Source organism: Streptomyces sp. NPDC002690 (genome assembly GCF_053592415.1).
Genome location: NZ_JBSFVR010000113.1, coordinates 1 through 21,076, shown reverse-complemented (window position 1 = coordinate 21,076; position 21,076 = coordinate 1). Strand labels below are relative to the sequence as shown.

General features: G+C 72.7%; 16 protein-coding genes and 1 pseudogene. 14 read left to right on the top strand and 3 right to left on the bottom strand.

What is annotated here, in order from left to right; genetic code table 11:
• The coding region (locus tag ACWD3D_RS16545; protein WP_451461560.1) for a glycoside hydrolase family 3 protein at window positions 1-888 on the bottom strand (888 nt) is incomplete at its 3' end.
• Window positions 889-1,143: 255 nt separating this feature from the next.
• Complete coding sequence (locus ACWD3D_RS16540; RefSeq protein ID WP_451461559.1) at window positions 1,144-1,944, bottom strand: hypothetical protein; 801 nt, start codon at window positions 1,942-1,944, stop codon at window positions 1,144-1,146.
• A 275-nt stretch (window positions 1,945-2,219) separates the two neighbouring features.
• Here ACWD3D_RS16540 and ACWD3D_RS16535 point away from each other — a divergent pair, with 275 nt between their 5' ends.
• The 12 genes from ACWD3D_RS16535 to ACWD3D_RS16480 all read left to right on the top strand — a co-directional run bounded on the left by ACWD3D_RS16535 (window position 2,220) and on the right by ACWD3D_RS16480 (window position 18,445).
• On the top strand, window positions 2,220-3,803 hold the full coding sequence (locus ACWD3D_RS16535) for an ABC transporter substrate-binding protein (RefSeq protein WP_451461558.1): 1,584 nt from the start codon (window positions 2,220-2,222) through the stop codon (window positions 3,801-3,803).
• Window positions 3,800-4,753, top strand: coding sequence for an ABC transporter permease (locus tag ACWD3D_RS16530; protein WP_451461557.1), 954 nt, complete (start codon window positions 3,800-3,802; stop codon window positions 4,751-4,753). Before ACWD3D_RS16535 ends, ACWD3D_RS16530 begins: the two co-directional genes overlap by 4 nt.
• Entirely contained in the window at window positions 4,750-5,631 is an 882-nt protein-coding gene (locus tag ACWD3D_RS16525; protein WP_451461556.1) for an ABC transporter permease, read from the top strand. The genes ACWD3D_RS16530 and ACWD3D_RS16525 overlap by 4 nt, the downstream gene beginning before the upstream one ends.
• Window positions 5,628-6,719 carry an ABC transporter ATP-binding protein gene (locus ACWD3D_RS16520; RefSeq protein ID WP_451461555.1) on the top strand — a complete coding sequence of 364 codons (1,092 nt, stop codon included), beginning with the start codon at window positions 5,628-5,630 and terminating at the stop codon, window positions 6,717-6,719. Before ACWD3D_RS16525 ends, ACWD3D_RS16520 begins: the two co-directional genes overlap by 4 nt.
• Window positions 6,716-7,768: an ABC transporter ATP-binding protein gene (locus tag ACWD3D_RS16515; RefSeq protein WP_451461554.1), complete on the top strand. Its 1,053-nt coding sequence runs from the start codon at window positions 6,716-6,718 to the stop codon at window positions 7,766-7,768. The genes ACWD3D_RS16520 and ACWD3D_RS16515 overlap by 4 nt, the downstream gene beginning before the upstream one ends.
• A gap of 83 nt (window positions 7,769-7,851) precedes the next feature.
• On the top strand, window positions 7,852-9,657 hold the full coding sequence (locus ACWD3D_RS16510; RefSeq protein ID WP_451461553.1) for a gamma-glutamyltransferase family protein: 1,806 nt from the start codon (window positions 7,852-7,854) through the stop codon (window positions 9,655-9,657).
• A 209-nt stretch (window positions 9,658-9,866) separates the two neighbouring features.
• Window positions 9,867-11,522 (top strand): ABC transporter substrate-binding protein, encoded by a 1,656-nt coding sequence (locus tag ACWD3D_RS16505; RefSeq protein WP_451461552.1) that lies wholly within the window; start codon window positions 9,867-9,869, stop codon window positions 11,520-11,522.
• A gap of 118 nt (window positions 11,523-11,640) precedes the next feature.
• Window positions 11,641-13,857, top strand: coding sequence for an alpha/beta fold hydrolase (locus tag ACWD3D_RS16500; protein WP_451461551.1), 2,217 nt, complete (start codon window positions 11,641-11,643; stop codon window positions 13,855-13,857).
• The gene (locus tag ACWD3D_RS16495) at window positions 13,854-14,951 is read left to right on the top strand and encodes an ABC transporter permease (RefSeq protein ID WP_451461550.1); all 1,098 of its coding nucleotides are present in this window, start codon (window positions 13,854-13,856) and stop codon (window positions 14,949-14,951) included. The genes ACWD3D_RS16500 and ACWD3D_RS16495 overlap by 4 nt, the downstream gene beginning before the upstream one ends.
• Window positions 14,948-15,778, top strand: a complete 831-nt coding sequence (locus tag ACWD3D_RS16490) for an ABC transporter permease (protein ID WP_451461549.1) — start codon at window positions 14,948-14,950, stop codon at window positions 15,776-15,778. The genes ACWD3D_RS16495 and ACWD3D_RS16490 overlap by 4 nt, the downstream gene beginning before the upstream one ends.
• Window positions 15,778-17,721 carry a dipeptide ABC transporter ATP-binding protein gene (locus ACWD3D_RS16485; RefSeq protein WP_451461548.1) on the top strand — a complete coding sequence of 648 codons (1,944 nt, stop codon included), beginning with the start codon at window positions 15,778-15,780 and terminating at the stop codon, window positions 17,719-17,721. The genes ACWD3D_RS16490 and ACWD3D_RS16485 overlap by 1 nt, the downstream gene beginning before the upstream one ends.
• An 85-nt stretch (window positions 17,722-17,806) precedes the next feature.
• Window positions 17,807-18,445, top strand: coding sequence for a helix-turn-helix domain-containing protein (locus ACWD3D_RS16480; RefSeq protein WP_451461547.1), 639 nt, complete (start codon window positions 17,807-17,809; stop codon window positions 18,443-18,445).
• 24 nt (window positions 18,446-18,469) lie between these two features.
• Here the strand turns inward: ACWD3D_RS16480 and ACWD3D_RS16475 are convergent, their stop codons facing one another.
• On the bottom strand, window positions 18,470-20,137 hold the full coding sequence (locus tag ACWD3D_RS16475) for an FAD-dependent monooxygenase (protein WP_451461546.1): 1,668 nt from the start codon (window positions 20,135-20,137) through the stop codon (window positions 18,470-18,472).
• 187 nt (window positions 20,138-20,324) lie between these two features.
• Between ACWD3D_RS16475 and ACWD3D_RS16470 the strand changes: the two genes are divergently transcribed.
• Both ACWD3D_RS16470 and ACWD3D_RS16465 read left to right on the top strand, forming a co-directional pair.
• Window positions 20,325-20,831 (top strand): Rieske (2Fe-2S) protein, encoded by a 507-nt coding sequence (locus ACWD3D_RS16470; RefSeq protein WP_451461545.1) that lies wholly within the window; start codon window positions 20,325-20,327, stop codon window positions 20,829-20,831.
• A gap of 85 nt (window positions 20,832-20,916) precedes the next feature.
• Window positions 20,917-21,076 (top strand): annotated as a pseudogene (locus ACWD3D_RS16465) (pyridoxamine 5'-phosphate oxidase family protein); the annotation flags it as partial.

Below are 21,076 nucleotides of genomic sequence, written 5' to 3'. Positions count from 1 at the left end.
CGGCTGCTGCGGCTCGCCGACCGGGTGGGCGCACTCCACCGCGCGACCCCGGCGAAGCCGCAGCAGCCGGGCCACCTTGTCGTCGATCGCGGCCATGGGGACGTGCCCGTCCTCGATCGCCCGGACGAGGTCGTCGGCCCAGGGGCTCTCGGGGCCGGGCATCGCCAGGTCGAGGGCCGCGAGGGCGGCGGGCACGGTGGAGCGGACCGCGCCCCAGTCGGAGACGAGGACGCCGTCGAATCCCCACTCCTCCTTGAGCGGCCGTGCGAGCAGCGGGCTCTCGGCCAGGGTGGTGCCGTTGACCGCGTTGTAGCCGCACATCACCACCCGCACCCCGGCGGCTCGCACGGCGGCTTCGAAGGGGAGGAGGTAGACCTCGCGCAGGGTGCGCTCGTCGAGGTCGACGGAGACGGTGAGGCGGTCCGTCTCGGAGTCGTTGGCGACGTAGTGCTTGGCGGTCGCGGCGACACCGTGGGCCTGGATGCCCCGGATCAGGGCGGCGCCGGTACGGGCGGTCAGCTCGGGGTCCTCGGAGTAGCACTCGAAGTGGCGTCCGCCCAGGGGGGACCGGTGCAGGTTGAGGGTGGGCGCCAGGACGACGTCCACGCCCTTGGCCCTCGCCTCGGCGGCGAGCAGCCCGCCCAGGCGTTCGGCGAGGTCCTCGTCCCACATCGCGCCGACGGCCGACGCGGACGGCAGCAGCGCTGAGGTGTTCCGCTCGTCCCAGCTCTCCCCGCGCACTCCGGCGGGCCCGTCGGACATCGTCATCCCGGCGAGACCCACGGCGGGCTCGTCCGCGGTGCGCCAGGTGGTCGCGCCCGTGAGCAGCCGTACTTTCTGGCGCGGGTCCAACTTGTCGAGCAGCTGGGCGATTTCTTCCTGCGTCACCGGGTTCCCCCCTCGCGAGGCGTTCCCCGCAGAGTGTGGAGAGCGCTCTCCGAGAGCATCGCCAAAAGGCCCGTGCGTGTCAACGAGGAGTCGCGCCGGGAGGCGCGGCCGAGGCTCGGGCTTCCGGGAGTCGCCGTACGGGGACGCGACGGTCCGTGCGGGGCCGGACAGAAGGCGACCGCGGCCGGTCCCGCCGGGGCCTGGGGACGGGCCCTTCGCACCGGACCGCGTGATTCCGGCGCGAAGGGCTCGTCGTCAGTGCGCCCAGGGCAGCCGGACCGTCTCGATCTCGGCGTCGTCCAGCAGCGCCTCGACGAGGGCGGGCGGCCCGGCGACCTTGGTGGCCCAGAGGTCGTAGTCGGTGCACAACACCCATGAGCGGTCTTCGGCCCAGAGGTTGGACGGACTGAAATCGGCTTCGGACCGGTCGTAAAGGAGTCCGGCGTCACCGAGCCGGCCCGCCCGCACGTGCGGTTCGTCGAAGTCGACGGCTCCGAGCGTCATCGGGTTGTAGTGGGCCAGGCAGCGGGTGTCCGGGCCGGCGGGAGCGTGCCCGACCAGAACGCCGATCACCTGGTTCCAGGTCTCGCGGTCCAGGCTCCCCTCGGTCGGCGGGACCATGCTCAACGGGCGGCTGCCGTCCTTCTTGGCGGACGGGAAGCAGCGGTGGGAGGGCATCAGCCCCTCGGGAACGACCGGGTCGCCGGTGCGCCGGGCGAGTTCCGCCCAGCGCAGCCGCCGCCAGCCCGGTCCGGGGTGCCGGGCACGGCCCAGCCCTCCCCCGGTGGAGACCCCGACGGCATCGAAATCGATGCCCGCGACGATGTGGCGCGGGGTGCCGCCCTCCGCGAGACGGGCCTGGCGGTACTCGTGGTGCGAGACGTCGACCGGCCCCCGCTCGTGCTCGTACATGGCGTTGAGCACCCACACCGCGTCGGGCATGGCCGGAGGCATGAACCCGGTGATGCCGTCGCCGCACAGCTCGGCCAACCAGTCGGCGGTCCCGGAAGGAGCGAGCGGCCACCGGTTCCGCATCGGGTCGGGTTCTTCGGGCATGACCCCATGATCCCAGCCTCGGTCGTGCACCCCTTGCCGCCCCCACCGCCCGGGGCCGGGCAGTGCCCCGAGGGGCGGCACGTCGGAAGCGACCGCCCCGAAGTCACCCCCATGGGGGACATTCCACCACCATCCGGTTGCCCTCTGCACCGAAAGTGTCCGGGATGCGGACAACGCTCTTGCTTGTTGACTGTATGCGAAATACGGTCTGCGATATTCCTTGATGACCCCCAGGTGGGAGGTAGGCCCCCGTGCGCCGAAAAGCGGTTGCCTTCGTGGCAGTTGCGCTGGTGTCACTCGTCTCGGGCTGCACGTCGCTGCAGTCCTCGGCAACCGAGGTCGGAGGCGTACGGAAAACCGATGAGCGGCCCGTACGTGACGGCGGGACGCTCACCGTCGCGCTCAACTCCGACCCGGACAAACTCGACCCCAGCCTCGCCCAGACCCTCGTGGGCCGCACGGTCTTCGCAGGCATGTGCGAGAAGCTCTACGACATCGACGAGAACGGCACCCTGGTGCCGCAGCTCGCCACATCGCTCCCCGAGGTCTCGGCGGACGGCCTGACCGTCACCCTGCCCATCCGGCAGGGCGCGAAGTTCAGCGACGGCACCCCGCTCGACGCGGCGGCCGTCGTCACCTCCCTGCTGCGCCACCGCGATCTGCCCGGTTCCGCGCGTGCCACCGAACTCGGCCCGGTCGAGAAGGCCGTGGCCGTCGGTTCCTCCACGGTGCGGATCACGCTCGACCACCCGTACGTACCGCTCACCGGCGTCCTCGCCGACCGGGCCGGGATGGTGATGTCCCCGACCGCGCTGAAGAAGTACGGCAAGGACTTCACCAACCACCCCTCCTGCGTCGGCGCGTTCCGCTTCGTCGAGCGGGTCGGCGGTGACCGGATCGTGCTGGAGAAGGACCCGAACTACTACGACGCGGCCAAGATCCACCTGGACAAGGTCGTCTACAAGCCGATCGCCGACGGCAACGTCCGGCTCGCCAACTTGCGTTCGGGCGATGTCCAGATCGGCGACCAGATGGGTCCGGTGGACGTGCAGAGCGCCCTCACCGAGCCGAAGCTCCAGCTCTTCAACTCGCCTTCACTGGGCTACCAGGGCATCGGCGTCAACGTGGGCAACGTGAACGGGCTCGGCGAGAAGCCGGGGAAGATCGACACGCCGCTCGCCTCCGACGTACGCGTCCGTGAGGCGTTCGACCTCGCCATCGACCGCGACCTCCTCAACACCGTGGTCTTCCAGGGCATGTACGAACCGGCCTGCGGTCCCATCTCCCCGCAGTCCGGCATCGCCCCCGGGGTCGATCCCGAGGACTGTCCCAAGCGCGATGTCGCCAAGGCGAAGAAGCTGCTGAAGGAAGCCGGGGTGAAGCTCCCCGTGAAGATCGAGCTGAAGACCTCCACCACCCCCGAACAGGGCCGTGTGGGTCAGGTCCTCCAGGCCATGGTCAAGGAAGCGGGATTCGAACTCTCCCTGCGTCCCACCGAGTACGCGACCATGATCTCCGAGACCGACGAAGGCGACTACGACGTCTTCACCAGCGGCTGGTCCGGCCGGCTCGACCCGGACGGCAACGTCTCCAACTTCCTGAAGACCGCCGGAGCGATGAACGCCTACGGCATCGGCGACCCGGACATCGACCGGCTGATCGACGAGGGCCGTTCCGTCTCCGACCCGGCCCGGCGCACCGAGATCTACGACGAGCTCACCCAGCGCGTCCAGGACGACCACTCCATGATCTACCTCTACCGGCAGAAGAACTACGTCGTCGCCTCCAAGGACGTCGCGGGCGTCCGCGTCTACGGCGACGGACTGGTCCGGGTCACGAACGCGGGGTACATCCGTTGACGAAATTCCTGCTGACGCGTCTGCGTCAGTCGCTCATCACCCTGATCCTCGTGTCCATCGTGGTGTTCGCCGGAATCCGGGCACTCCCCGGCGACCCGGCGCTCGCCCTGGCCGGCGAGGAACGCAGCCCCGAGGCGCTCGCCGCGATCCGCGAGGCGTACGGTCTCAACGACAACATCGTCGTCCAGTACGGCAGGTTCGTCGGACACGCCCTCACCGGCGACCTCGGCACCTCCTCGCGGACCGGCCTTCCGGTCTCCCAGGCGATCGGCCAGGCCCTCCCGGTCACCCTCGAACTCGCCGCCCTCTCACTGCTGCTGGCGGTCGTCGTCGGAATCGGCGCGGGCGTGGTCGCCGCCGTCCGGCGTGGAAAGCCGGAGGAGTGGCTGGCCAACGCCGTCGCCCTGGTGGGCCTTTCGATCCCGACCTTCTGGCTCGGCATCGTGCTGGTGCTCGGATTCGCCATCGCGCTACCGGTGTTCGCCGCCTCCGGCTACGTACCCTTCGGCACCGATCCGCTCGACAACCTGCGCCGCATGGTGCTCCCGTCGATCGTCCTCGGCTCCGGCCTCGCCGCCGTGGTGATGCGCCAGACCCGGGGCGCGATGCTCGACTCGCTCTCCGCCGACTACGTCCGCACCGCCCGTGCCAAGGGGCTCTCCCGGCGCGCGGTCGTCGGCGGGCACGCGCTGCGCAACTCGCTGGTCACCGTGGTCACCGTGCTCGGCCTCCAGCTGGGCCACCTGATCTCCGGAGCCGTGGTCACCGAACAGATCTTCGTGCTGCCCGGCTTCGGCAAGCTCACCATCGACGCCGTCTTCACCCGTGACTACGCCACGCTCCAGGCGGTGGTGCTCTGCACCTCGGCCGCGTACATCCTCATCAACCTGCTGGTCGACGTGGTCTATTCGGTCATCGACCCGCGTATCCGGCTCGGAGGTGCCCGGTGACCACCGCACTCGCCACCCCGGCGCAGGCCACCGCGCGCAAGGCGGGCGGCGGCAAGCTGCGCGCCCTGCGCAAGAACCGCCTCGCGCTGACCGGCGGCATCATCGCCGCCGTCTTCGTCCTCACGGCGCTGTTCGCGCCGCTGATCTCCCCGTACGACCCCGCACAGCCGGACTTCACCAACGTCCTGGACGCGCCGAGCTGGTCGCACTGGCTGGGCACCGACGACCTCGGGCGCGACCAGCTCTCCCGCGTCATCCACGGCACCCGGGCGTCCATGCAGGTCGGGCTGCTCGCCGTGGTGCTCGCCTTCGTGATCGGCGTGCCGCTGGGCCTCGCCGCCGGCTACTACGGGCGACTCGCGGACAGCGCCGTCTCCCGGCTCACCGACACCATGCTGGCCTTCCCGTTCCTGGTGCTGGCCGTCGGCCTCGCCGCGATCCTCGGCCCGTCGCTGACCAACGCCACGATCGCCATCGGCATCTCTCAGATCCCGGCGGTCATCCGCATCACCCGGGCGGAGACGCTGCGGCTGAAGCACGTCGACTACGTCGCGGCGGCCGTGGCGAACGGCGGTGGAGACGGAACGGTCCTGTTCCGGCACATCCTGCCGAACGCCACCTCGGCCCTCATCGTGCAGGCCACGGTCGGCATCCCCGCCGCGATCATCAGCGAGGCGCTGCTCAGCTTCCTCGGCCTCGGTGTGCAGCCGCCCGCGCCCTCGCTCGGCGTGATGCTCTCCGGCGCCCAGTCCTTCCTCGCGCTCGCGCCGTGGCTGGCCGTCTTCCCGGGGCTGGCCATCGTCGCCGCGACGCTGGCGTTCAACCTGCTCGGCGACGGACTGCGTGACGTCCTCGACCCCCGCGGAGGAACCCGATGACCGAGACCCTCACCTCTCCGGCGCCCCGGTCCGCCTCCGGCGACGAACCCGTGCTGAGCGTCCGCGACCTCACCGTCGCCTTCCCCTCGGAGCACCGCACGGTGCACGCCGTCGACGGGGTCTCCTTCGACCTCGCGCGGGGCGAGGTCCTCGCGCTGGTCGGGGAGTCGGGCTGCGGGAAGTCCGTGACGTCGATGGCGACCATGGGCCTGTTGCCGCCCACCGCGCGGATCGGCGGTTCGATCCGGCTGCACGGTCGCGAGCTGGTCGGCGCCCCCGAGAAGGAACTCCAGAAGATCCGGGGCAAGGACCTCGCGATGATCTTCCAGGAGCCGATGACCTCGCTGAACCCGGTCCTCACCATCGGCCGGCAGATCGGTGAGGTGCTCCGCAGGCACCAGGGTCTGGGCCGCAAGGAGGCCAAGGCGCGCGCGGTCGAACTGCTGGCCCTGGTCGGCATTCCCGCCCCGCACCGCAGGGTCGACGAGTACCCGCACCAGCTCTCCGGCGGCATGCGCCAGCGCGTGATGATCGCCATCGCCGTCGCCTGCGACCCGTCGGTGCTGATCGCCGACGAGCCGACGACCGCGCTCGACGTCACCGTGCAGGCGGGCATCCTGGAGGTGCTCCAGTCGCTGCGCGAGCGGCTCGGCACCGCGATCGTCCTGGTCACCCACGACCTGGGCGTGGTCGCCGACGCAGCGGACCGCGTGCTGGTGATGTACGCCGGCCGTCCGGCCGAACAGGCTCCGGTGCACGACCTGTTCGCCGGTGCCAGGCACCCGTACACCCGAGGTCTGCTGGGTGCGGTGCTCCGGCCCGGCGGTGAGGGCAAGCGCAGGCTGCCCGAGATCCCCGGCCTGGTGCCGAACCTCGACACCCGGCCCGACGCCTGCACGTTCGCACCCCGGTGCGCCCGCGCCGACGACACCTGCTCCGGCAAGCGGCCCGCCTTCACCTCCGTCGACCCGGCGGAGGGTGCGGGCGCCTCGCACCGGGCGGCCTGCTGGCACCCCTTCGCCGCGGACGAGACCTCCACCCCCGTGCCGGCCGGCGCCGCGCGCCCCGACCAGGAGACCGGACAGTGACCACTCCACAGACCGCCCCCGCACCCCGCGCGAGCGGCGGGGCCCCTTCGGACCCGCCGCCGGTTCTCGAACTCAACTCCCTGACAAGGCACTTCGCAGCCTCCGGCGGCGGCACCGTACGCGCCGTGGACGGGGTCTCGATCACCATCGGGCACGGCGAAGTCGTCGGCCTCGTGGGCGAGTCCGGTAGCGGCAAGTCGACCGTCGGCCGCTGCGCGGTCCGCCTCGACGAGCCGACCGGCGGCACGGTCGAGATCAACGGCACCGACGTGACACACATGTCCCGCCGCGCCCTGCGTCCACTGCGCAAGGATTTCCACCTGGTGTTCCAGGACCCGTCGTCCTCGCTGGACCCTCGCATGACGATCGGTCAGATCATCGGCGAGCCACTGCGGTTGCACGGCATCGCGCGCGGCGACGCGGTACGCGCCCGGGTCGAGCAGCTCCTCGCCCAGGTGGGGCTGCGCCCGGAGCACGCCGACCGGCACCCGCACGAGCTGTCCGGTGGTCAGCGCCAGCGCATCTCCATCGCCCGCGCGCTCTCCTGCGACCCCGACCTGGTGGTGGCGGACGAGCCGACCTCGGCGCTTGACGTCTCCGTGCAGGCCTCGGTGCTCAACCTGCTGGCCGATCTCCAGCGCGACCGCGGCTTCGGTTGCCTCTTCATCACCCACGACCTGGCGGCCGTGGAGTACCTCGCGGACCGCATCGCCGTGATGTACCTGGGGAAAATCGTCGAACAGGCCCCGACGGCCGAGCTGTTCGCCTCCCCGAAGCACCCGTACACCCAGGCGCTGCTGTCCGCGGCGCCCGTGCCCGACCCGGTCGACCAGCGTTCGCGCAAGCGGATCGTGCTCAACGGAGAACTGCCCAGCCCGCTCGACCCGCCGTCCGGCTGTCACTTCCACACCCGGTGCCCGCTGGCCACCGACCGGTGCCGGACGGAGGCTCCCGCGCTGCGCGAGCTGCCCGGCGGCCGGCAGGTCTCCTGCCACCTGGTCGCGGACGACGGCACCTCCCCGGACGCCTCCGCCGCCCTTACTCCGTAGCCGCGTCCCGTAACCGCCCCGTATTCTCCGCCCACCCGAAACACCGCACTCGCGTTCGCACGCCGCAGCAAGGAGCCGCATCCATGTTCACCACCCGCCCGACCCTCCAGGGCACCTTCGGCATGGCGTCCTCCACCCACTGGCTCGCCTCGCAGTCCGCGATGGCGGTCCTGGAGGGCGGCGGCAACGCCTTCGACGGCGCCGTCGCCGCGGGCTTCGTCCTGCACGTGGTCGAGCCGCACCTCAACGGTCCGGCCGGCGAGGTGCCGATCATCCTGGCGCCCAAGGACGGCGACGTACGGGTGCTGTGCGGCCAGGGGCCGGCCCCCGCCGGGGCGAGCGCCGCCCACTACCGCTCGCTCGGCCTGGAACTGGTGCCCGGCACCGGCCCGCTGGCCGCAGCCGTCCCCGGTGCGTTCGACGCCTGGATGGTGCTGCTGCGCGACCACGGCACCCGGACGCTCGCCGAGGTGCTGGGTTACGCGATCGGGTACGCGGAGGACGGCCACGCGCCCGTCGAGCGCCTCGGCCAGACCGTCGAGACGGTCCGGGAGCTCTTCGAGAACGAGTGGAAGACCTCCGCCGAGGTCTACCTCCCCGGCGGTACCTCCCCGCAGCCGGGCAAGCTGTTCCGCAACCCCGCGCTCGCCGCCACCTGGCGCCGGCTGATCGCCGAGGCCGAGAAGGCGGGCGGCGAGGACCGGGTCGCACAGATCGAGGCCGCGCGGACGATCTGGCGCGAGGGCTTCGTCGCCGAGGCGATGGTCCGGCAGGCCGCCACCCCCACCATGGACACCACCGGGACCCGGCACACCGGCACGCTGACAGCCGCCGACGTGGCCGGCTGGTCCGCCACGTACGAGGCCCCCGCCACGTACGAGTGGAACGGCTGGACCCTTGCCAAGGCGGCCGGCTGGAGCCAGGGCCCCGCCTTCCTCCAGCAGCTCGCCCTGCTTCCCGAGGAGCTGCCCGCGTACGGCTCCGCCGAGTACGTCCACCTGCTCATCGAGGGCTGCAAGCTCGCCATGGCCGACCGGGAGGCCTGGTACGGGGACGCCGCCGAGGTGCCGCTCGACACTCTGCTCTCCCCCGAGTACAACGCCGAGCGTCGCGCCCTGATCACCGACCGGGCCTCGCGGGAGCTGCGTCCGGGCAGCCCCGACGGCCGTACCCCGGTCCTCAGCGCGCACGCCCACGCGGTCGCCGCCGGTGAGCCGGGCTTCGACGCCATGGGCCTCGCCGCCGCCGGCGTCGGGGAGCCGACCGTCGCCAAGGACGGCACCACCCGCGGCGACACCTGCCACGTCGACGTCGTCGACCGGTGGGGCAACATGATCTCGGCGACGCCGAGCGGTGGCTGGCTCCAGTCCAACCCCGTCATACCGGAACTGGGCTTCCCGCTCGGCACCCGGCTGCAGATGGCGTGGCTGGACGAGGGCCTGCCGAACACCCTCACCCCCGGCTGCCGCCCCCGCACCACCCTCACCCCGTCCCTCGCCCTGCGCGACGGCGTCCCGGTGCTGGCCTTCGGCACCCCCGGCGGCGACCAGCAGGACCAGTGGCAGGTGCACTTCTTCCTGGCGGCCGTGCTGCGTGACCGGGTACGCGGCGGGCTCGACCTGCAGGGCGCGGTCGACGCCCACAACTGGCACAACGACAGCTTCCCGGGCTCGTTCTACCCGCGCGGGATGCGCCCCGGCAGCGTCACCGTCGAGGAGGGCATGGACCCGGAGGTCGTGGAGGAGCTGCGGCGCCGGGGCCACGAGGTCACGGTCGGGGACGCCTGGTCGGAGGGCCGGCTCTGCGCGGTCGCCCGCGACCCCGAGACGGGCGTACTCTCCGCCGCCGCCAACCCGCGCGGCATGCAGGGGTACGCGGTCGGCCGCTGATCCGGCGGATGTACGGCAGGACCTGACGGCCCGCCCGGGAACCCCCGGGCGGGCCGTCGGCGTTCCCCGGCACCGACGCCCCGCTTTGCGCGTTTCATGTCCACATTCCGGACATCCATAAGCGATCCATTGACGCCCCCCAAGCGATTCGTATACTGACGTAGCCCATTTGGGCATCATCAGTGGACGAACGAGATGGGTGGTTCCCGATGAACTCGGAGCCCGGTGGCGCCCTCAGCCGACGGAGGATGCTGCGGATCGCCGGAGCGGGCATGGGCCTGCTGGCCGCCTCGGGTGCACTGGCCGCCTGTGCGCCGCAGCCCGCCGGCTCCGGCGACGGCGAGTCCGCGAGCGGTTCGACGGGCAAGGCGCAGGGAGCCGACGCGACGATCGACCGGCTCACCCTGGCCCTGCCCGCGTCGCTGTCGAGCCTCGACGTGGGCCGCGAATCGGGTGTGCTCAACTACCTCGTCGCCGTCCTCGCCCAGGAGTCCCTGCTCTCCGTCAGCCCCTCGGGCGAGCTCGGTCCGGGCCTCGCCTCCGCGTGGAAGCAGCCCGACCCCACCACGTACGTCTACACACTGCGCCGGGGTGTCGTCTTCTCCGACGGGACCCCCCTCACCGCGGACGACGTCGTCGCCTCCGTCGAGGCGATCCGCGACCCGGCGAACGGCTCCGCCCTCGGTTACGCCTACGCGGGCGTCACCTCGGTCAAGGCCACCGGTGACCTGGAGGTGACGATCCGCCTCAAGGCGCCGGACGCCATGTTCGCCTGGACCACCACGGCGGGCGGACTCCTCGTCAGCAGCCGGGCGTTCCTCACCCGGAACAAGGGTGAGATCGGGACGTCCCGGACCCTGCTGCTCGGCACCGGCCCGTACCGGATCACCGGGTTCGCCGCGGACGACCACGTGACCCTGGAGCGCAACGACGCCTGGTGGGGCGAGAAGCCCGCCGTGCGCACGCTCAAGCTCTCCTTCGTCCCGGACGCGGGGACGCGGCTCGTCGCGATGAAGTCGAAGGCCGTGGACGGGGCGCTCAACCTCGCGTCGGACGAAGCCCGGAGCTGGGAGACGGCGGCGCGCGTCACCTACACCGGTGACCGCTCGGTCGTCTCGCTCGCCTTCGACACCTCGCGCGCGCCCTTCGACGACCCGCACGTCCGCCGGGCGTTCGCCCACGCCGCCGACCGGAAGGGCATGGTGGAGGGCATCCTGCACGGGAAGGCGGAGGTAGCCGACGCGCTGCCGTCCCCCGACATGTGGGGCGATCTGATGTCCGCGGACAAGGTCCGCTCCGGCTACGACGCGATACCCTCCCTCCCCTTCGACCTGGACTCCGCACGCGCCGAGCTGGCCAAGTCGGCGTCCGGCGAAGGCTTCACGGCGGAACTCCACTACCCGGGCAGTGGACCGCAGCTGGGCAAGGCGGCCCTGGCCCTGGCCGCTTCGCTGAAGAAGATCGGCATCACGCTGACCGTCAAGGAGATCACCCTGGAGCAGTGGGTGTCGGAGCTCGGCTCCGGCAAGCAGCCCCTGCAGTTCCTGTGGTACTTCCCGGTCACCGGCGACCCGGCCGAACTCGCCGACCCGTACCTCAACGCGGCCTCCACCGCGACGGACATCGCCCACTACGACGACGCCGGGGTCAACGCCGGACTGAACAGCGCCAAGGAGTCCACGGTTCCGGCGGAACGCGGCACGCTGCTGATGAAGGCGGTGCAGAAGGCCGGGGCGGATCTGCCGTACCTCCCGCTCTGGTGGGCCCAGACCGCGACAGCGCTCTCCGAGGACTTCGTGCTGCTCGAACAGGGGCCGTACGCGTTCATCGGCCCTTGGGCGACCCGCATCCGCAAGGCCGTGTGAGGGCCCGCCTCGCACCGTCGCCCGCCACGGGGCCCGTCCGCGACGGCTCCGTACGGCGACTCGACCGCACCGCCGTCCGGGCGCCGCGCCCTGCCGGACCATCACGAAACGGAGTTCCATGCCCAGCACCGTCGCGCCGTCACCACGGCCCGCCGCTCTCGCCGTGCGCCGCGCGCTGCGGGCGGCGCTGGAGCTGACGCATCCGGTCGAGGCGCGGATCAGTCCGGACGGCCGCACGGTCGCCGTGACGGCCTCCGGCCCGCGCGGCACCTCGGTGGTACTGACGGCCGTACCGGCTCCACTGCGGGTGCGCCCCGCTCCGGAGGACACGGAGACAGCGCCGGTCGCCGCCCCGGACGGCCCGGCAGACCGGCACACTCCCCGCTGGCTCCCCGACTCCCGGACCCTGTTGCACGTCGTGGAGCCGGCCGGTGGCGGTCACCCGGAAATCGCCGCCCTGGACACCGCGACAGGAGCGGTACGCGCTCTCGCCACCGCGCCCGGCGCGGTGGAGGACCTCCTCGTCTCCGAGGACGGCCGACGGGCCCTGCTGCTCTGCGCGGAGGACGGCGCCGAACGCGACGGCATGCGCCTGGGCCTGCCGGTACGCCTCGGCGCGGCACCGGCACCCGAGCGCTTCGCTCCCGGTCTCGGCCGGCGCTCGCTGTGGACGCTGGATCTGGCGAACGGGACGTTGGAAGCGGCCGGGCCCGCCGGGCTGACCGTCTGGAACGTGGCCTGGCGCGGCGGGAACACCGCTGTCGCCACGGTCTCCGAGGAGACCCTGCCCGCCGGGTACTACGACGCGCGGTTCGCCGCGCTGGACCTCACGGCACGCACCGCGCGGACCCTCCACCTGCCGGACGGGCAGCTGGGTGCCCCGGCGCTCTCCCGTGACGGGCGTCTCGCGGCGGTGTGCGAGGGCATATCCATCGTCGCCGGCCGGCCGGTCGTGGTGGACCTCGCCACCGGCGCCGCACGGACTCTGGCCGACGTCGAGGACGCCACCTGGCTGCAGTTCGACGAGACGGACGGCGCAGCGCCCGCCACACTCCGATGGGCCGGCTGGAACGGCACGGGTTCCCGGCTCGGGCACGGCGGGACGGTGCTGTGGTCCGACGCGGTGACGCTCGGCGGCGCCGGATTCCAGCCCGCACTCTCGCTCGACGCCGGAAACCGGATCGCGGCGACGGTCCTCGACGCGCCGGGCCGGCCGCCCGAGGCGGTCGTGGCCCGTACGGACGGGCCGGACGCATGGGGCTGGACCCCGGTGACCTCGCTCAACTCCTCCGTGGACGAGGCCGACGAGGCCCCGCACCGTACCCGCCGGATCGAATGGATCTCCGACGACGGGCGTGCCGTGCAGGGCCTGCTGCTGCATCGCGACCGGACCGGCGACGCGAACCGGCCCGGCGCCGAAGCCGGCGGACCGCGCCCGCTCGCGGTGCTGGTGCACGGCGGTCCTGCCTGGCTCTGGTCCTCGATGTACGCCCCGGCCGACGTGCTGGGACTCGCCCCGGCACTCGCCGCCGCCGGCTACCTCGTGCTGCTGCCCAACCCGCGCGGCAGCAACGGCCGGGGCCGTGACCACGCCCGTGCGGTGGTGGGCGACACCGGGGGCGGTGATCTGGCGGACGTGCTGTCCGGGGTCCGCCACCTCGTCGGCCTCGGACTCGCCGACCCCGCCCGCGCCGCCGTGCTCGGCCACAGCTACGGCGGGTACCTCGCCGCCCTGGCCGCGGCCCGGACCGACGTGTTCGCGGCCGCCGTCGTGGTCTCGGCTCCCACGAACTGGCTGAGCTTCACCCACACCAGCAACATCGGCGGCGGCTACGACCGTACCTACCGCGTCGACGGTTCCTCCGGGGACCAGGACCGCGGCCACGCCGAACTCCGCCGCCGTTCGGCCGTGTTCGCGCACGGCGGCAGAGGCACGCCGACGCTGGTGGTGCACGGTGCGGCGGACCGGGTGACCCCGGTGGGCCAGGCCCAGGAGCTGTACCGCTCGCTGCTGCGGGCGGGCCGGGCCCCGGTCGAACTGCTGGTGTATCCGGACGAGGGGCACGAGTTCACCGATCCCGGCCACCTGCTCGACGCCGGATCGCGTGTGGAGGAGTGGCTCGCCACCCATCTCGGCGGGGCCGTGGTGCCCGCGCCGTCCTCAGCCGCCGCGCCGCGACCTGCCTCCCCCGGGCCGGCACACGGTGCGGCTTCCCCGGCCGTGCCGGAGGCGGATGATCTCCCCCGGTCACCCTCCGGCACGGCCACCTCCGCCCCGCTCCACGGCACCCTGGGGCCGAACGAGCCCCGCCGCCCCGACGAGGAGCGCCGATGACCTCCGTCCCCGCCGGCTCGCGTCTGCGTGCGGCGCTGCCCCTCGGCTTCGTACTGCGCCGCGTCGCGGGTACCGCCGTACTGCTGCTGGTCCTCTCCGCGGCCGTCTTCGCGCTGCTCCAGGCCTCGCCCGGCGATCCCGCGCAGACCCTGCTGGGTCCCCGCAGCGCCACGCCGGAGGCGCTGGCCGCCGTGCGCGGCCGCTACCACCTGGACAGTCCGGTGGCCGTGCAGTACTGGTACTGGCTCGGCGATGCCGTGCGTCTCGACCTCGGAACCTCCATCCGAACCGGCGAGAGCGTGTCCTCCGCGATCGGCGGGCGGCTCGCGCTCACCGGACAGCTGGTCGGGCTGGGCCTGCTGGTGGCCCTGCTCCTCGGGGTTCCGCTGGGGGTCCTCGCCGGGCTCCGCAACCGGCGGACCACCGACCGCGCCGTGCAGAGCCTCGGTGTGGTCGCGCTCTCCACGCCCGCGTTCGCCAGTGGCCTGCTGATGATCTATGTCTTCTCGCTGATGCTCGGCTGGTTCCCCGCGTACGGACCGGGCGAAGGTGGGGCGGACCGTGTGACGCACCTCGTACTGCCGGCCGCGGCACTCGGCCTGGCCGTCACCGCGGTGCTGCTCAAACTCACCCGCACGGCCGTCGTGCGCGAACTCGACCGGGAACACGTCGTCTTCGCCCGCGCCCGGGGCGTCCGCGAGCGGGACATCCTGCTCCACTACGTGCTGCGCGGCACGCTGGTACCCGTGCTCACCGGAGTCAGCCTGGTCACCGCCTATCTGCTGGCCGGCACCGTCATGGTGGAGCAGGTTTTCGCCCTGCCCGGCCTCGGCTCGCTGCTCGTCGACTCGGTCACCTTCCGCGACGTACCCGTGGTCCAGGCCGAGGCACTCCTGCTGGCCGCGTTGGTGTGCCTGGTCAACCTCTTGACCGATCTCGCGGCCCCGGTACTCGATCCGCGCCTGCGGAACGCCGGCGCTCTCAAAGCCCTCGGCTCCAAAGCCCTCGGCCCCGGGACGCCCGGCCCCGGGACGCCCGTGGCTCCCGGCGGCCGGAAGCCGGAACGCGACGACCACCAGGAGGACGGCCGATGAGGCCCCGTGTCCGCCGCGCTCTGCGCGTACCGCCGCTTGCCCTGTGTGCCGGTGCACTCGTGGGGCTGCTGGTGTTCGCCGCCGTGTTCGGCAGGGCGCTACTGCCCGGCTGGGACACCCAGAACCTGGCGGTCGGTGCGGCCATGCCCGGGGGCGGGCACCTGCTCGGGACCGACGAACTGGGCCGTGACGTCGCACGGATGGTCGTCGTCGGCACCCGGTCCACGCTGGCCGGCGCCGCCTTGGTGGCGGCGGGTTCCATGGCCGTCGGCAATGTCCTGGGCCTGCTCGCGGGCTACCGGGGCGGCTGGATCGACGCGCTGGTGCGGCGCTGGGCGGATCTGCTGCTGGCCCTGCCCGCACTTCTGGTGACGATCGTCGTGGCCGGGATCGGCGGTGGCGGATACGCGCTCGCGGTCGGCGCGCTGGTGGTCCTCACCTCCCCCTCCGACATCCGGCTCGTCCGGTCCGCCGTCCTCGAACAGCGCCACCTCGCCTACGTCGAAGCCGCCGAGACCCTCGGACTGTCGCGGTTCACCGTGATGACCCGGCACATCTGGCCCAATGTGCTGCCGGTGGCCGTGGCGAACGCGCTGCTGAACTTCGCCGGGGCGATCGTCGCTCTCAGCTCGCTCTCCTTCCTCGGTCTGGGGGTCCCGCCGGGCGCCCCCGACTGGGGCCGGATGCTCTCGGAGAACCGGACTCTGTTGTACGACAACCCTTCCGCCGCCCTCGCCCCTGCCGTACTCATCGTCGTGGCGGCCGTGGCGCTCAACCTCATCGGCGACCGGCTGTTCGAGGCGTTCTCCGACCGTGGGAGGTCCTGATGCCGGCGACGACGAAGACCGGAGGAGCGGGACTTCCGGTGGACACCCGGCCGGCGGCGGACGACGGGCCGCTGCTCGCGGTGGACGGCCTCAGGGTCGCCGCGACGACGGGTCGCGAGGGACCGGTGACCATCATCGACGGCGTGTCGCTCCAGGTCGGCCGAGGCGAATGCGTCGGCATCGTCGGGGAGTCGGGCAGCGGGAAATCGCTGGCCATGCGCGCCGTCGCCGGGCTGCTGCCCGCGGGAACGGCCGTGGTCGGCGGCGAAGTACGCATCGCCGGCGAGGAGGTCCTCGGGCTGGCTCCGCGAGCCCGGCACGGGCTGCGCGGACGCCGCGTCACCCTGCTGATGCAGGACCCGTTCACCATGCTGCACCCCCAGCTGACCTGCGGGCGGCAGATCGCCGACGGGCTGCGGGAGCGCCACGGAGCGCTGCGCGGACACCGGAACGCGGCCGCCCGCCGTGCCGAGGTGGAGCGCAGGCTCGCCGAGGTCGGTCTCGGCCCCGACGCCGCCGACCGGTACCCGCACGAGCTGTCGGGCGGCATGCGCCAGCGTGTCGCCGCCGCTGCGGCCCTGGCCGGTGATCCCGAACTGCTGATCGCGGACGAGCCCACCACCGCGCTCGACGCGGCCAACCAGCGGGCGGTGCTCGACCTGCTGCGCGGCCTCCAGCGCGACCGCGGCATGGGACTCGTGCTGATCAGCCATGATCTGCGGGTCGCGTTCTCCGCCTGCGACCGGGTGTACGTGCTCTACGCGGGCACGGTGCTGGAGCACGGCAGGCCGGCCGAGCTGGAGTCGGCCCCGGCGCACCCCTACACGGCCGGCCTGCTGGCCTCCGAGCCGTCGGTCGTCCGGCGTTTCGCCGAACTGCCCGCTCTGCCGGGTTCCGTCCCCGCGCCCGGACACCGGGCCGGCGGCTGCCCGTTCGCCGAACGGTGCGCGTACGTGGCACCCGAGTGCCGGACCGCGCCGGTCGGACTGCGGCCCGTCACCTCCGGCGGCCCGGACGACGGCCGGGTGGCGGGACGGCTCTCCGCGTGCGTACGGCTCGCGCGGATCGGCGACGAGCTGGCCACGCCCCCTGAGCGGGAGGAGGCCGGACCGGAGCCCCTGGCGGACGAGGGCGGCGCGGCGCTGAGCGTCACCTCGGTCAGCCGGGTGTTCCGCTCGGCGGCCGGGGACCACACCGCGCTGCGGGACGTGAGCCTGAGCGTCCCGCCCGGCTCCGTGGTGGCGCTGGTCGGCGAGTCGGGTTCGGGCAAGACGACCCTGGCCCGGATAGCCGTCGGCCTGGAGACGTTCGACAGCGGCGCCGTACGGACGGGGAACGTCCCGCTGTCCGTCGGCCGTCGCCCGGACACGGCGGACCGGCGGCGACTGGCCTCGCAGGCGCAGATAGTGTTCCAGGATCCGTACTCGTCGCTCAACCCGCTCCGCACGGTGGGGGCGACGCTGCGCGAGGCGCTCGCCGCCCCCGGGGAGCGACGTACCAGGGGCGTGACCGGCGCGGACGTGACGGCGCTGCTGGCGCAGGTGGGACTGCCTGCCACGTACGCGGGTCGCCGCCCCGCCACGCTCTCCGGAGGGGAGCGTCAACGCGTTTCCCTCGCACGCGCGTTGGCCTCGCGCCCCCGGCTCCTCGTCTGCGACGAGGCGGTGGCGGCGCTCGATGTGTCGGTCCAGGCGCAGATGTTGAACCTGTTGGACTCGCTGCGGCGCAGCGAGGGTTTCGCGGTCCTGTTCATCACGCACGACCTCGCGGTGGTACGGCAGATCGCGGACCGGGTGGCGGTGATGTACCGGGGCGAGATCGTCGAGCAGGGCGGCACGGCACAGGTCCTGGACGAGCCCCGCCACCCGTGGACCAGGAGGATGCTCGACGCGCTGCCCGAACGGGCGGGCCTCGCGCGGGAGGCGGGGCCCGCCCAGGGCTGACGGTCCGCCGGGTACGCCGGTAGAGTGGGCGGTCGACGCCACTGACCTGCGCGCACCCGGAAAAGTGAGACAGCGAGGAGAAACGGTGGACCAGGCCCCCGCCACCACGGCTCCCACCGTCGGGACCACCGCTGCGGCTCCGCCGGCGCCCACGCGCCCGTCGCCGGCCCCCTTGCGGCCGGGGACGGTGCGCTCCTCACTCGCCGCGAACCTCAACCGCCGTCGCCTGAAACGGGGTTGGAGCCTGCGCGAGCTCTCTGCGGCCACCGGCGTCAGCAAGGGCCTGCTTTCCCAGATCGAGCGTGGCGAGGCGAATCCGACGGTCGACGTCCTGGTACGGATCGCCGACGTGCTGGAGACGAGCGCCACGGATCTGCTGCGCCAGCCCATGCTGCGACCGGAGATCGTCCGAGCCGCGGATCTGCCCGAGCCGGAGGACGAGACCTCGGTCAGCCTGCTGTTCTCCGGCCGCGCGGAGGGCCGCATCGAGATCTACCGGTCCCGGCTGCACCCTCACGACCGGAGCCAGGTGAGCTCGCACGGGGTCGATTCCGTCGAATTCGTGACGGTACTGGCCGGCAGTGTGACGCTCGTGGTGGACGACGTGCCGCATCTGCTGGGTACGGGCGACACGGCACGGTTCTCCGGCCTGAGCAGCCATTACTACTCCACCCGTGAATCCCCCGCGCTCACTCAGACGATCGTGAGTTACCCCGGGGACTGACCACGGTCAGGTGTGTCGCGGCGGTCAGCCGCTCAGCACCCGGGAGAGGTACGCCGACACCTCCGTCGCGTCGTCCGGCCCGAAGCGCAGGGCGAGGTGGCCGTCCGGGCGGACGAGGAAGCCGGTGGGCCCTTCGATGCGGTAGATCCGGCGGAACTCCGCCGCGCCGTCGCTCCACACCGGGACCCGGGTGGTCCCGTCCACCCGGCCGCCGGAGCCGAGTACCGCGATGACGGGCACCTTGCCGTGCGCCCGCCGGGAGACCTCGGCGACCGCCCCGCCGAACCGGTCCAGAGACCCGGTGTCCGGCGCGTAGAGCACCAGTGTGTGGTCCGGTCCGCGTCGCAGGAGGTCGAAGAGCCGTACCGGGTAGGTCGCGAGAGGTCCGAGGAGTCCTCCGCAGTCGGGTGCGCGGTCACCGGAGTCGGGCGCGTCGCTCACCCCGGCAAGTGCCCCGGTGAGCGGGCCGTCCCGGTAGCCGACGAGGAGTTGGGCCTCACGCAGCATGAGGGTGGCCGGATCGTCGGGGTCGGCCTGTACGCCGCCTCCGGTGGCGTGCCGTACGGTGCGGCCGACGACCTCCTCCCCCACCGGTCTGCGCTCGGCGTCGTAACTCTCCAGCAGTGCGGGTGCGGTGAGGCCTGCCGTCGCCAACGCCAGTTTCCAGGCGAGGTTGACCGCGTCCTGGATTCCGGTGTTCATGCCCTGGGCGCCGGTCGGCGGGTGGATGTGCGCGGCGTCCCCGGCCACGAACACCCGGCCCGCGCCGTAACGGTCCACGATGCGGTGGCTGATGCGGAACACGGACGACCAGCGCATCTCGGAGACGGTGGCGGGTTCGGGTGCGAGCCGGTCCACGACCGCCTGGATGTGGGCGAGGCCGGGGTGCGGGCCCTCCCGCGCTCCGTGCGCGATCCGCCCCGGCGGGCCGGCCGCCTCGGACAGTTCCGGCGGTACCAGCATCGACATCCGGTAGCGCGAGCGGCCCGGCAGCGGGATGCAGACGAGCAGATCGTCGGGCTTGCCGTCGTCGCCGAGGTGCGTCGAGCGTACGCCGTACCCCGTGGGCAGGCTCCAGTCGGTCTCCACGTCCGCGAGCATGTACTCCTCGTCGAAGGCGCCGCCCTCGAAGGTGAGTCCGAGACCCTTGCGGACCGCGCTGTGCGCCCCGTCGCAGCCGACGAGGTAGCGGGACCTGATGTCGCGCGTCGCGCCGGACGCCGTCAGGACGGTGCTCCACACTCCCCCGCCGTCCTGGACGAAGGAGACCAGCTCGGTGCCGCGCTCGACGGAGGTGCCGTGCCGTTCCAGGTGCTCGGTGAGGATGCGTTCGGTCTCGTACTGGGGCAGCGCGGCGAAGGTGTACGGCACGTCCGCCGGGAGTTCCAGGTCGACACGGCCCCGCTCCTCGCCGTTGACGTAGGCGAGCTGGCCGCGCATCGGGACGGCGGCGTCCAAGGCATCGTCGATCACCCCCGCGCGGTCCCACAACTCGAAGGTCCGCGGCTGGATTCCCACCGCCTTCGCGTGCGGTACCGGGGCCGCCAGCCTGTCGATCACCCGGCAGGCGACACCCCGGCGGCGCAGTTCCAGTGCGGCTGTCAGTCCGACCGGGCCCGCGCCCACGATCAGCACATCGGTGCGCACCACGCTCTCACCCGTCCCACAGAGGCCCCCGGGATTTCCTTCCATCGTGGCCCCGGCATCGCCCTCGGGCGAGTCGTGGCCGTCCGGTGCACCGGGCGGTCACAGGGGTGCGTGCCACGGCCACGGACGGGAGCGGGTCGAACCTGTGAGTCGCGGCCGTTCAGGAACGCGGCTCCGAGCCGGTACGTTCCCGTGATCCAGACCCGCACCACGACGAAGGGATTCACCCGGCATGAGCACCACCGGCACCACCAGCACCACCGACACAAAGAGCACCCTGGGCACCACGGGCACCGCTCAGGAACGCGAATCGCGGGAGCGAGGGACGCAGGGGTACGGATCGGGTCCCGGCAGACGCGCCGTGGTGGTCGCGGTGGGCGCCGCCGGGGCGGTGGCGGCGCTCAGCGCGTGCGGGGCGTCCGACAGCTCAGGCGGCTCCGAGGCGAAGAGCGGCACGGTTCTCGGCAGCACCGGTGACGTCCCGGAGGGCGGCGGCAAGGTCTTCGCCGAGCAGGGTGTCGTGGTGACCCAGCCGACCGCCGGGCAGTTCAAGGCGTTCTCGTCCACCTGCACCCACCAAGGCTGCGCGGTGAGCGGGGTGACCGACGGGGCCATCACCTGCCCGTGCCACCAGTCCACCTTCGATCCGGCGACGGGCGAACCGACGGGCGGTCCGGCGACCGTCGCCCTGCCCGCGAAACAGATCAAGGTGACGGACGGTTCGATCACCCTGGCCTGAGAAGGGCCGGTCCCCGGCGTTGCGCGACGGGCCCCGGGGACCCGATGATCCTGAGAAACCCGCGTCGACGACGGGAAGGTGCACCATGGCCGCCACTCAACGGCGAGGCCGCAGGATCATGCTGAGCGAGGAGGAGCGCGACGCGTATCTGACCGAACGGCGCACCTGCCGGGTGGCCACCGTCGGGGGGGGGGGGGGGCGGGGCCGGGGGGGGGGGGGGGGGGGGGGGGGGGGGGGGCCGGGCT